At 56.1% G+C, this 12,426-nt stretch carries 12 protein-coding genes; 2 read left to right on the forward strand and 10 right to left on the reverse strand.

Annotated elements, in window-relative coordinates; genetic code table 11:
• Positions 1 to 25: 25 nt before the first annotated feature.
• The 9 genes from QN378_RS09495 to QN378_RS09535 all read right to left on the reverse strand — a co-directional run bounded on the left by QN378_RS09495 (position 26) and on the right by QN378_RS09535 (position 9,437).
• Positions 26 to 1,189: a D-alanyl-D-alanine carboxypeptidase family protein gene (locus QN378_RS09495; RefSeq protein WP_322205520.1), complete on the reverse strand. Its 1,164-nt coding sequence runs from the start codon at positions 1,187 to 1,189 to the stop codon at positions 26 to 28.
• Positions 1,190 to 1,430: 241 nt separating this feature from the next.
• Positions 1,431 to 2,441, reverse strand: coding sequence for a septal ring lytic transglycosylase RlpA family protein (locus QN378_RS09500; RefSeq protein WP_322205521.1), 1,011 nt, complete (start codon positions 2,439 to 2,441; stop codon positions 1,431 to 1,433).
• Entirely contained in the window at positions 2,441 to 3,448 is a 1,008-nt protein-coding gene (gene mltB / locus QN378_RS09505) for a lytic murein transglycosylase B (protein ID WP_322205522.1), read from the reverse strand. The genes QN378_RS09500 and mltB overlap by 1 nt, the downstream gene beginning before the upstream one ends.
• Before the next feature lie 17 nt (positions 3,449 to 3,465).
• Positions 3,466 to 4,569: a rod shape-determining protein RodA gene (gene rodA / locus QN378_RS09510; RefSeq protein ID WP_323550631.1), complete on the reverse strand. Its 1,104-nt coding sequence runs from the start codon at positions 4,567 to 4,569 to the stop codon at positions 3,466 to 3,468.
• 31 nt (positions 4,570 to 4,600) lie between these two features.
• Positions 4,601 to 6,496, reverse strand: a complete 1,896-nt coding sequence (gene mrdA, locus QN378_RS09515) for a penicillin-binding protein 2 (protein ID WP_322205523.1) — start codon at positions 6,494 to 6,496, stop codon at positions 4,601 to 4,603.
• A gap of 13 nt (positions 6,497 to 6,509) precedes the next feature.
• A complete protein-coding gene (gene rlmH, locus QN378_RS09520) occupies positions 6,510 to 6,977 on the reverse strand; it encodes a 23S rRNA (pseudouridine(1915)-N(3))-methyltransferase RlmH (protein ID WP_322205524.1) in 468 nt (155 codons plus the stop codon).
• A 9-nt stretch (positions 6,978 to 6,986) separates the two neighbouring features.
• A complete protein-coding gene (gene rsfS, locus QN378_RS09525) occupies positions 6,987 to 7,397 on the reverse strand; it encodes a ribosome silencing factor (protein WP_322205525.1) in 411 nt (136 codons plus the stop codon).
• Positions 7,398 to 7,456: 59 nt separating this feature from the next.
• Positions 7,457 to 8,161: a nicotinate-nucleotide adenylyltransferase gene (nadD, locus tag QN378_RS09530; protein ID WP_322206948.1), complete on the reverse strand. Its 705-nt coding sequence runs from the start codon at positions 8,159 to 8,161 to the stop codon at positions 7,457 to 7,459.
• A gap of 1 nt (position 8,162) precedes the next feature.
• On the reverse strand, positions 8,163 to 9,437 hold the full coding sequence (locus tag QN378_RS09535; protein ID WP_322205526.1) for a glutamate-5-semialdehyde dehydrogenase: 1,275 nt from the start codon (positions 9,435 to 9,437) through the stop codon (positions 8,163 to 8,165).
• Between the two features lie 353 nt (positions 9,438 to 9,790).
• Here QN378_RS09535 and QN378_RS09540 point away from each other — a divergent pair, with 353 nt between their 5' ends.
• Together QN378_RS09540 and QN378_RS09545 are read left to right on the forward strand one after the other, a co-directional pair.
• The gene (locus tag QN378_RS09540; protein WP_407074074.1) at positions 9,791 to 10,492 is read left to right on the forward strand and encodes a DNA-3-methyladenine glycosylase; all 702 of its coding nucleotides are present in this window, start codon (positions 9,791 to 9,793) and stop codon (positions 10,490 to 10,492) included.
• Positions 10,493 to 10,495: 3 nt separating this feature from the next.
• Entirely contained in the window at positions 10,496 to 11,812 is a 1,317-nt protein-coding gene (locus QN378_RS09545) for a bifunctional DedA family/phosphatase PAP2 family protein (RefSeq protein ID WP_322205528.1), read from the forward strand.
• 15 nt (positions 11,813 to 11,827) lie between these two features.
• On the opposite strand, the gene QN378_RS09550 is transcribed toward QN378_RS09545, so the two are convergent.
• Positions 11,828 to 12,415 (reverse strand): LON peptidase substrate-binding domain-containing protein, encoded by a 588-nt coding sequence (locus QN378_RS09550; protein WP_323550627.1) that lies wholly within the window; start codon positions 12,413 to 12,415, stop codon positions 11,828 to 11,830.
• Positions 12,416 to 12,426: the final 11 nt, after the last annotated feature.

Genomic DNA, 12,426 nt, shown 5'->3' on the forward strand with positions numbered 1-12,426 from the left:
AGCCAGTGCCCACCGGTCGGCAGTATCAGTTAAACAAACCGTAGAAGAACAGACGGATGCTATCCCACACGCGGCGGAAAATTCCACCTTGGTCCACGGCGTCGAGAGCAATCAGGTCAGCGGTATGCACCACCTTGTCGTCCATCTTCACTTCTACTTTACCGATTACATCGCCCTTGGCGATCGGCGCGACCAGACGTGGGTTCATCGTCATGCTGGCGGCCAATCTTTTCAATTGGCCTTTAGGCAAGGTCATAGTCAAGTCATCGGCCAGACCGGCCTTGACCTGATGCTCCGAACCTTTCCAAACCGGCGCCTGAGCCAACTCAACGCCCTTCTGGTAGAAGGTTTGGGTTTCGAAGAAGCGGAAACCGTAAGTCAGCAATTTCTGAGTTTCAGCCGCACGAGCCTGCTCACTGGTGGTGCCGAACACCACCGCGATCAAACGCATACCATCACGGACGGCCGAAGACACCATGCAATAGCCTGCCTCTTCGGTGTGGCCGGTTTTCAGACCATCAACGGTCTTGTCGCGCCACAGCAGCAGGTTGCGGTTAGGCTGCTTGATGCCGTTCCAGAAGAATTCTTTCTGCGAGTAAATCGCATAGTGCGCCGGGTCGACGGTAATGATCGCCCGTGCCAGCAGCGCCATGTCGTGAGCCGAAGAATAATGATCCGGATTTGGCAAACCTGTCGGGTTCATGAAATGGGTATTGACCATGCCCAAGTCACCAGCGGTTTTATTCATCATGTCGGCGAAAGCATCCTCGCTTCCGGCAATATGCTCGGAAAGCGCGACGCTGGCGTCGTTGCCTGACTGGATGATGATGCCGTGCAGCAGGTCACTCACGGTAACCTGACTGCCCACCTTGATGAACATTCGCGATCCGCCCGTACGCCAAGCATTTTCGCTAACGGTCACCGGATCGTTTTCACCGATTTGACCGCGACGAATTTCCAGGGTCGCGATATAGGCCGTCATCAATTTGGTCAGGCTCGCCGGCGCCAAACGCTGGTCACCGTTGTTTTCGACCAAAATGTTACCGCTAGAGGCATCCATCAGCACATAGGCTTTGGCGGCCAATTGCGGCGCGGCGGGCGTCATCTGTTCTGTCGCCCAGGCGGCGGCAGGGGTGATGATCAGGGGAACAAGCAGGCACAGGCGTTTTGCAAAGGTGGTGATGTTCATCCGTCTCTCGAAATTGCTAATGGGCAAACATGCCCTCGCGGGCAAAGCTGATCTGACCGAATAAACCCGTCGTGCGTTTATTTGGCCTTGAAGCCAGGCTTCTCCCTGGCTAACAAAACCGCCTGAGTGATCGGGCTGTTCTGTTGAAAGTTGCTTATAACGCTTGCTCTGTCGGCAAGTCCCTTCCAAACCTGGGCCGTAGAAGCAACTGTATGGCGACCTTGAAAAAACCAAGGCTAAATCATTGATCCAGAGCAACCACCGTCGGCTGACCTAAGTTGGCTGACCTGACGTTCGCTTGTAATTGCTGCGCTTCAACCGGCGTGTTCACCGGCCCCATCCGAACCCGATACAGCGTTTGCTGACTGCGTACTATCGAGCTGACGAATACTGGCGTCTGGACCATCCCGCTCAGTTTCGACCTCAAGAGTTCCGCAGCGTCCGGGTTGGCGAAGGCGCCCACCTGGAGATACAGCCCAGACGCTGGTCCGGAAGCGTTTTTTTTTGCGTCAATCTGGACGGGGGACACCGCAGCCGCGTGTTGCTGAGGCGGCGGCGAGTACTGCTCTATCGTGCCTGTGGATGCAGTAAACGCAGGTGCTGCTGCCTGCGCCACGACTTGTGGCTCATCAAGCATCAACGGCGCTGGGCGTCCACGCTGCGCCCACCACTCTTGAGGATCGATGCCTTCGACCTTGACCCGCGCTGTACCGATTTCCGCGTACCCAAGCTTTTTTGCAGCGGCGTACGACAAATCAATAATACGATCGGAATAGAAAGGCCCACGGTCATTGACGCGCAAAATCACAGTGCGGTTGTTATCGAGGTTGGTCACTCGAACATAGCTTGGCAACGGCAACGTCTTGTGCGCGGCACTCATTCCATACAGGTCGTATTTTTCACCGTTGGCGGTGTTCTGACCGTGGAATTTAGTGCCATACCAAGACGCCGTCCCGGTAGCGACATAGCGCTTGGAGTCGGTCAGTGGGAAATAAGTTTTGCCCAGCACAGTGTAAGGGTTGGCCTTGTAAGGCCCGCTGTGCAAAGTCGGCACAGCGTCGGGAATGCGGGATACGTCAACGTCCCACCACGGCGCGCCGTCTTTGTGCGCACGGTTGATGTCCAGACCCGGCCCCGAGGTCACAGCACTATTGTTCTGCGGAGATCGACTGGTTGAACAACTGGCCACCAGAACGGCCAAGGCCGCGAAGGCCATGAACTTTAGTGGTTTGCGAATCGGCATTGCCCGCATTACTTGACGCCCCGTGCTTGGACCAGCAGTTCAGACAGCTGATGCACGGCCATTGCGTACATCACACTGCGGTTATAGCGCGTGATTGCGTAAAAATTCTTCAAACCCATCCAATACTCCGGCCCCTCTGCGCCCTCCAGGCGAAAAGCGGTCGCGGGCATATCGTCACGCAGCGCATCATGACTCGACCACCCCAATGCTCGCAACTCCCCAACAGTTTTTACCGGCTCGATACCGGGGCTCAAACCGCTGTCGGCCAGATCACCGCGCACGGAAGAAAGGCTTACAACGGGCTCACCGGCAACCCAGCCGTGGCGCTTGAAATAACTGGCGACGCTGCCAATCGCGTCATCGGGATCGGTCCAGATATTAATGTGCCCGTCACCGTCAAAGTCCACGGCGTACGCGCGAAAACTGCTCGGCATGAACTGCGGCAAACCCATTGCCCCGGCATAAGAACCTTTAAGCGTTAGCGGATCAACTTGCTCTTCACGCGCCAGTAAAAGGAACTCGCGTAGTTCTTTACGAAAGAATTCGGCACGCGGCGGATAATCGAAACTCAGCGTCGATAAAGCGTCAATGACACGGTAATTGCCAGTGTTGCGGCCGAAAAAGGTTTCGACGCCGATGATGGCAACAATCACTTGAGCCGGAACACCATACTCTTGCTCGGCACGCTTCAAAGCGGCCTCATGCTGACGCCAAAAATCCACACCGCGCGCGATTCGCGCGTCAGTAATGAACATCGGCCGGTATTCTTTCCAAGGCTTGACCCGCTCGGCCGGTCGAGAAATAGCATCGAGAATAGACTGTTTACGCTCAGCCTCACGAAAGACAGCCATTAGCTGCTCGCCTGCGAAACCGTAATCACGGGTCATTTCACCGACAAATTCAGCGACCTGGGGTGAACCCTCGTAGTCGCCTGCGTGTGCCTCAAATACCCAACCAAGGATGCCCACCAGGCCGACCAACGGAGCAAATCGAGCCGCCCAGTTACGCAATTGCATTGAGTTGTTCACCTTAATCAAACCTGCGCGATCCACTTCCGATGGGTATGGATCGACATCAAAACCCCAAACGCTGACAGTAATGTCACTAACGAAGTTCCACCGTAACTAATGAAGGGCAGCGGCACCCCTACAACCGGCATCAGACCACTGACCATACCGATGTTGACGAAAACGTAAACAAAAAAAGTCATCGTCAGGCTGCCCGCCAGCAGTTTTCCGAACAGGGTCTGAGCTTGAGCGGTGATCACCAGCCCACGCCCGATCAACAACAAATAGATCAACAAGAGGGCGCAAATACCGACCAGGCCGAACTCCTCGCCCAATACGGCGATGATGAAATCGGTATGGCTCTCCGGCAAAAAATCCAAATGCGACTGGGTTCCCAGCAACCAGCCCTTACCAAATACACCACCCGACCCAATCGCCGCTTTGGACTGAATAATGTTCCAGCCGGTACCCAGCGGATCGCTCTCAGGATCGAGGAAGGTCAGAATTCGTTGTTTCTGATAATCGTGCATAAAGAAAAACCACATGCAAACGGCCACTGGAACGGCGGCAGTAAATACGCCGATGATCCAGCGCCAGCGCAAACCAGCCATGAACAGTACAAATGTGCCGGAGGCGAGAATCAACAACGAGGTGCCGAGGTCCGGTTGACGCACGATCAGAATAAAGGGAAGGCCAATAAGCCCCAAACTCAGTGCCACATGTTTCAAGTGCGGGGGCAGGGTTCGTTTAGCCAAATACCAGGCAATAGTCGCCGGCATAATAATTTTCATGAATTCTGACGGCTGAAAGCGAATGACCCCAGGAATGTTGATCCAGCGGGTAGCGCCCATAGCGTTATGGCCCATAACATCAACAGCCACCAACAGCAGCATCCCAAACACATACATCACAGGAACCCAGCGCGCCATAAAGCGCGGTTCTAGCTGAGCGATGACCACCATTGAAACCAGTCCAATGGCGAAAGAAGTCGCCTGTTTGATCATAAGATCCCAATTCTTGCCGCTGGCTGAATACAGCACAAACAAACCACCCGCACCGATGGTCAGCAGCAGAATCAGGAGAGGCCCATCGATATGGATGCGCTGCAGGAACGTCGCTCGGCGGCGCATCACATCATCGCTGGAGAGGATGCGATCAAAATTACTCTTCACTGGCCGCAGCCTCCGCGCTTGAGGTGCTGGTGTACTCGGGCTTGAGCAAACCGTTTGAACCGAGCAACCACGAATCCATTACCTGGCGGACCACAGGGGCTGCAATACCGGAGCCGGACTCGCCGTTCTCCACCATCACAGCGACCACTATTCTAGGATTGTCGGCAGGGGCAAAGCCCACGAACAAGGCGTGATCTCGGTGGCGTTCCTGAACCTTGGTCCGGTCATATTTCTCGCCTTGCTTGATCGCAACCACTTGCGCAGTCCCGCTTTTACCGGCAATCCGATATTGCGAACCAACAGCCGCTTTGCGTGCTGTTCCGCGTGCGCCGTGCATGACTTGCTGCATACCGTGGTTCACCTTGGCCCAGTCCGACGCATCACGCAGCACAATGTTCTCCATGGGGTTTTCGTCAACTGGGCGTATGCCAGCCACGGTTTTAGCCAGATGCGGTCGATTCCACACCCCTTTGTTGGCCACCAGCGCCGTAGCTTGCGCCAGTTGCAATGGCGTCGCCTGCATATAGCCCTGACCGATGCCAAGAATCAATGTTTCACCCGGAAACCAGGCTTGACGCCGGGTCGCTCGCTTCCATTCGCGCGATGGCATAAGCCCCGGGGATTCTTCGAACATGTCTAGCGAGACTTTTTGTCCGATCCCGAACTTGTTTAAATAAGAAGAGAGCCGATCAATCCCTATTTTGTGCGCCAAATCATAGAAATACGTGTCATTGGACCGCATGATCGCCGTGTCCAGATCAACCCAGCCGTCACCGGTACGGTTCCAGTTACGGTACTTGTGATCGTAGTTGGGCAGCTGATAGAAACCCGGATCGAACACCCGCGATGAGGCCGTGACCACACCGCTATCCAGACCGGCGATGGCAACGGCAGGTTTGATCGTCGAACCTGGCGGGTAAAGCCCGCGCAGAATGCGATTGAACAACGGTCGGTCAATCGAATCTCGCAACTCGGCGTAGTCTTTGAAGCTGATACCCGTGACAAACGGATTCGGGTCGAAGCTCGGCTGACTGACCATCGCCAGTACCTCGCCGGTTGTCGGGTCCAGCGCAACCACTGCACCGCGACGACCGCCCAGTGCAGCCTCCGCAGCCTGTTGAAGCTTGATATCAAGGCTCAGAACAATGTCTTTTCCAGGGATTGGATTGGTTCGATTAAGCACCCGCATGACGCGCCCACGGGCGTTGGTTTCAACTTCTTCGTAGCCAACCCGCCCATGCAAGTCCGCCTCATAGAAACGCTCAATTCCTGTTTTCCCAATGTGGTGAGTCCCGCTGTAATTGACCGAATCAAGGGCCTTGAGCTCTTTCTCATTGATTCGACCCACGTACCCTACGGAGTGTGCGAAGTGTTCGCCCTGAGGATAATGGCGAACCAACTGCGCAACCACTTCAACACCCGGCAACCGGAATTGATTGACCGCAATAAGGGCTATTTGCTCTTCGGTCAGTTCAAACAGGATGGGCACCGATTCAAACGGTCGGCGGCCCTGCTTCATGCGTCTCTCGAACAAAATTCGGTCGTCAGCGGTCAGCATCAGGATTTCAACGATGGCGTCCAGCACTTGCGCCGAATTGCCGGAACGCTCGCGGGTCATGCTCAGACTAAAGCTAGGTCGATTGTCCGCAACCACTACGCCATTACGGTCGAAGATCAGGCCTCGACTCGGCGGAATGGGCTGAACATGCACCCGGTTATTTTCCGAAAGCGTCGAGTGGTAGTCGTATTGGATGACCTGAAGGAAATACAGCCGCGCTAACAGTACGCAAACAGCTAACACCACAACCACAGCTCCGACCACGACTCGGCCGCGCACCATGTGTGCGTCTTTCTCGTGGTCTTTGAGGTGGATCGGCTGAGACATTTAGGCGCGCAGGCTATTTGTGATAAGGGTGCCCGGACAGAACTGTCCAGGCGCGGTACATCTGCTCACCAATAAGAATACGCACCAATGGATGTGGCAACGTTAACGGCGACAGCGACCAGCGCTGCTCGCTACGCGCACAGACTTCCGGCGACAGTCCCTCAGGACCGCCGACCATCAAGTTGACCGTGCGTGCGTCGAGACGCCAGCGATCAAGCTCGACCGAAAGCTGTTCGGTACTCCAAGGCTTACCCTGCACTTCAAGCGTGACAATTCGCTCGCCCGGCTGAACTTTCGCCAGCATGGCCTCACCTTCCTGGCGAATAAAACGCGCTACGTCAGCGTTTTTGCCACGGGTATTGAGCGGAATTTCCACTAACTCAAGCGCAAGCTCGGACGGCATCCGTTTGGCATATTCCTGCCAACCTTCTTCCACCCACTTGGGCATGCGCGAACCAACAGCGATCAAACGCAAACGCACGGAGACCCCTTACTCTTTGTCGAGAAAGGTCATCGGGTCGAATGGGTTGCCTTCATGCACAGAATGCAGCGCACGGCTCTGCTCAGCGCCTTGCCACAGGCGCTCGAGGTCGTAGAACTGACGGGCAGCGGAGGTCATAACGTGAACAATGACGTCGCCCAGGTCCAGCAACACCCAATCGCTGTCGCCTTTGCCTTCTTCACTTAGCGGCTTGACGCCGGCAGCCTTGCATTTGTCGCGGACGCTATCGACCAGAGCGTTAAGCTGGCGATTGGAGGTGCCGGTGGCGATCAGCATGTAATCAGCGATGCTGGTCTTGTCGCGAACATCGATGGCGAGGATATCGGTACCCTTAATGTCTTCCAAGGCAGCCGTTGCCAACTTAACCACTTCTTCGCTACTCAATTTTTGCTTTGTCATATAAAACTCATTCAGCTCGTATGTGTGGGATGCCGAAACGCGTGTTGAACACAGCAGTTTCAGAGGCTCCCCTCAGTGTTCGGCGCATGGTACAGCCCGTGCGCGTCGATATAGGCCAGTACCGCGTCTGGCACCAGAAAACGTACCGACTTCCCGCTGGCCAGCAGTTGGCGGATCTGGGTGGCAGACACTGATAACGGTGTCTGCCAGACGAATGTAATGTGTCCACCCGGCCCCTTGAGGGCCTTAGGGTTGCTGACCGCGCGCCCTGCCAGCAGATTTCGCATGGCGTCAGGCGACTCGCTGTCGGCGTCCGGGCGTTGCAGCACCACGATATGGCAGTGCTCCAGCAGCTCTTCCCAGCGATGCCAAGTCGGAAGTCCGCAAAATGCGTCCCAACCCAATAACAGGAATAACTGGTCATCTGCGGCCAATTCGGCCCGCATCAGTTCCAGGGTGTCGATGGTGTACGACGGTTTGTCCCGCTTTAATTCACGGTCATCCACCGTCAAAGGTGACACTCCGGCTACCGCGCATTGAACCATTGCCAGACGGTCCTGCGCGCTCACGCTCGGGGTATCGCGATGGGGTGGCCTGGCACTGGGTGTCAGGCGCAACTCATCGAGTTCAAGCAGCTCGGCAACTTCCAGCGCACCGCGCAAATGGCCTATATGCACCGGATCGAAAGTGCCACCCAACACGCCAACGCGTCGCGGCGCATGAGGGGGTGATTTCGCCGCCGCAGTCTTTTCAGGCTCGACCAAGTCAGACAGGTCCTTGGCCACGTAACTGATGACCGTCGCCGATCACGATGTACTTTTCGCAGGTCAGACCCTCAAGGCCGACCGGGCCGCGGGCGTGCAGCTTATCAGTAGAAATGCCAATCTCGGCACCCAATCCATATTCAAAGCCATCGGCGAAGCTGGTCGGTGCGTTGACCATCACTGAACTGGAGTCAACTTCGGCCATGAAACGTCGGGCCTGAGTCTGATTTTCAGTGACGATGGCGTCGGTGTGGTGTGACCCATAGTGATTGATGTGTTCAATGGCCTGATCCAGGCCATTGACGACCAAAATCGACAAAATCGGCGCCAGGTATTCGGTGTGCCAGTCTTCTTCAGTAGCTGGAACGGCATCAATCAACGCTTGTGTGCGCTCGCAACCGCGCAATTCAACACCTTTTTCCCTCAGTTGCGCAGCCATTGGCGGAAGAAAATCAGCCGCCACAGCCGCATCGACCAGCAAGGTTTCCATCGCGCCACAGATGCCGTAGCGGTAGGTCTTGGCGTTAAAACAGATGCTCTGGGCGTTGGTCAGGTCTGCGTACGCACTCACATAAACATGGCAAATACCGTCCAGGTGCTTAATAACCGGCACCCGCGCATCCCGACTGACGCGCTCAATCAAGCCTTTGCCGCCGCGTGGAACAATGACGTCAACATACTCGGGCATGGTTATCAAAGCCGCAACGGCTTCGCGGTCAGTGACTTCGACGACCTGAACCACCGCCGCCGGCAAATCGGCTGCCGCCAAACCACGCTGGATGCAGGCAGCGATTGCGCGGTTGGAGTGAATAGCTTCGGAGCCGCCGCGCAGGATCGTGGCATTGCCAGACTTGAGGCACAAGCTAGCTGCGTCGATGGTCACGTTGGGGCGAGACTCGTAAATAATCCCCACCACCCCCAACGGCACCCGCATTTTGCCGACTTGAATACCGGACGGGCGAAAGCTCATGTCGCGGATCGAACCTATTGGGTCTGGCAGGTTAATCACCTGGCGCAAACCAACGATCATGTTGTCGATGCGTGCCGGAGTCAGGGCCAGACGCTCAAGCATGGCCGGAGAAAGGCCGTTGGCCCGGCCCGAAGCCAAGTCCAGTTCGTTGGCAGTAGAAAGCTCAGCGCGAGCTTCATCCAACGCAGCAGCAGTGGCCTGCAATGCATGGTTTTTCTGCGCGGTGCTGGCACGGCCGATTACGCGCGAAGCTTCGCGGGCAGCTCGACCCAGGCGGGTCATGTAGTCAAGAACGGACTCAGTCATGGTCTCAGAGGTCTTGGCGTAGAGGAAAGCGGCCGATTATAGCTGTCGAGCAGGAGTAACGACAGCAGTGGCAGGCGGATGGTCGATAACAGCGGTGAAATAGTGAGAAGAACTTCATGTTTCATGCCATGCCCGCGACGACGGACGACCGCTTGACCGTGTCGTGACTTGCGCAGGCAAACCCGCTCACACAGAATTGCGACCAGCCAAAGACGATGTAGGCGTTGGCTTGCCGCCGAAAATGTCGATGCATACCGCACGGGTTTATCTCGACAACCGGGGTCAACCCCGTTCAGCGTCGATTAAGACACGTGTTGTTATCATCACACCCCATTCGCCGATCATTTCCGTAGATGCCGATGCCTGACTACGTGCCTAACCCGCTCCCTGACTCGTTTTTCGACCGTGATGCACAATTGCTTGCCCGTGGTCTGCTGGGCAAGGTTATCCGCCATCGAGTAGGAATCGCCCCGAATTTTTTGTGGCTGTCGGCAGTGATTATCGAAACTGAAGCGTATTACGCAGCAGAACGGGGGAGCCACTCATCGCTGGGGTACACCGAAAAGCGCAAGGCATTGTTTCTAAGCGGCGGCCACATTTATATGTATTACGCCCGCGGCGGCGACTCACTGAACTTCAGCGCCGGTGGGCCAGGCAACGCGGTGCTGATTAAGTCGGCCTACCCGTGGGTCGATACGCTCTCCGATAGCATCAGCCTCTCCCACATGTTGCTTAACAATCCGAATGCCAACGGCACGTTGCGCAAGCCAGAACGCTTGTGCGCGGGGCAAACCCTATTGTGCAAAGCATTGGGGCTTAAGGTTGCGATGTGGGACGCCAAACGCTTTGATTGCGAACAATTGTTCGTCGACGATGTCGGAGCAGCGCCGATACATATTATTCAAACCACGCGACTGGGCATCCCCGAAGGCCGGGACGGACACCTGATGTACCGTTTCGTCGATGCTACCTATGCAAGGTTCTGTACACGTAACCCCCTGCGACGTGGACAGCTGGAAGGCCGTGACTATTTCTTACTGGAACAAGGAAGCTAAAACATGGGCTCATGGCTCGACAGCATTACCGGTTGGTTGACGGCAAATCCCTCGTGGTTGGGTACGGCGATTTTTCTTATAGCGTGTTTCGAATGCCTGGCAATTGTCGGCCTCGTCGTGCCGGGCACCGTGTTCATGTTCGCCGTTGCGGTATTGGCCGGCAGTGGTTCGCTGCCGCTTGGCGAAACACTGTTATTAGGATTTGCAGGTGGACTGCTGGGCGACATCTTGTCGTACTTCCTCGGCAGACGTTTTCATCAGAATATTCGCCGATTGCCAGGGTTGCGACACCACCCGGAATGGATCGACCGTGCCGAAATCTATTTTCAGCGTTACGGCATTGCCAGTTTGCTGGTTGGGCGCTTCATCGGGCCGCTGCGTCCCATGCTGCCGATGGTCGCTGGAATGTTCGACATGCCGTTTTTTCGATTTTTAGCCGTCAGCCTCGTCGCCGCGGCCGGCTGGTCTGTCGTTTTCTTGCTGCCCGGCTGGGCAACGGGTGCGGCTATCCGCTTGCCGCTGCCACAAGGGTTTTGGCCCCAGGCCGGGATAGTTGGCGCCGGGCTTGCTGCCTTGCTGGGCGTGAGTATCCACAGCAGCGTCGCAGGCAAGCGCTACGCCACACGGTTGATTGCGCTGCTGAGCCTGGTAATGCTGATTGGCCTATTCATCGGCTGGCCATACCTTGCGCAGTTTGACCAAGGCTTGATGTCGTTGGTACAGGAACACCGCAACTCAGCCGCCGACCCATTCGCGGTGATGATCACTCGACTCGGTGACTTCAAAACCCAGGTTGTGATAACGATCGTGTTACTTGGCCTGCTGTTGGCTCTTCGACAGCGGCGACAAGCAACCTTTGCGATGGGCGCCATTTTAGGCTCGGCACTGGTCAACACCCTCGTAAAATGGGCGGCGGCGCGTGCTCGCCCCGACGTGATACTTGACCCCATCACGAGCTACAGCATGCCGAGCGGTCACAGCTCCGGCTCGTTTGCGATGTTTATGGTGCTGGCGATTCTGGCTGGGCGCGGCCAACCGCTGCGCTTTCGTCTCACATGGCTGCTAGTGGGTAGTATTCCAGCGTTAGCGATTGCGATGTCGAGGGTTTATTTAGGCGCGCATTGGCCTACAGACGTACTGGCCGGCGCCACGCTGGCGTTCTTTATGTGCGCAGCCAGCTTGACGCTCATTCAGCGCCAGGAACCGTTGCGACCCATGCCGACAAAAGTCTGGTGGATCATTCTGCCTTCGTTGGTTGCGGTGTATGGTTTCTTCGCGCTACATGCCTTAGCCAACGCCATCAGTCAGTATCAGTATTGAGCACAACCTGGCGATCTAAACGTGCAGATCGCCTTGCATTTCGTCGAGCAAGTCCTGGATCGCGTTGAGGCGCTGCTGTGCGTCACTGAGTTCAAGAAGCTCAACTTTGTCTTCTTCGGTAAATGGCAATAGATACGCCAACTGATTGGCCAGCGACTGCTGGCCAATAGCAGTAACGCCCATGTTCAGCGCAGCAACCATCGGATGCTCGGCCAGCGCAGACAACAACGCCATCAAGTCCGCGTCCCGCTCCTGCAACGGATGATCTTGAAGTTCATCGAGCCATTCAACTTGCGCCACTATCAATTGATCGCGCTGAACATCGCTGCTGACGACCCTAAAGCGTCTTGCGCCCTCCACGCGAATCCCCAACAAGCCATTTTCTTGCTGCTGGAAATCACGCACCAATGCCTCGCATCCAATCAGTGCATAGCCATCGGGGGCCTGAGCGACGTATTCGCCGTCGAGGATGCACACAACACCGAAACCCTCACCCTTTTTCATGCAGCGACCAATCATGTCCAGATAACGCGCTTCGAACAGCTGCAAATCCAGGGTGCAGCCGGGGAATAACACGGCGTTGAGGGGAAATAACGGCAGCATATAGAATTTCC

Origin of the sequence: Pseudomonas sp. 10S5, from assembly GCF_035019745.1 — a bacterium.
Taxonomy (GTDB): Bacteria; Pseudomonadota; Gammaproteobacteria; order Pseudomonadales; family Pseudomonadaceae; genus Aquipseudomonas.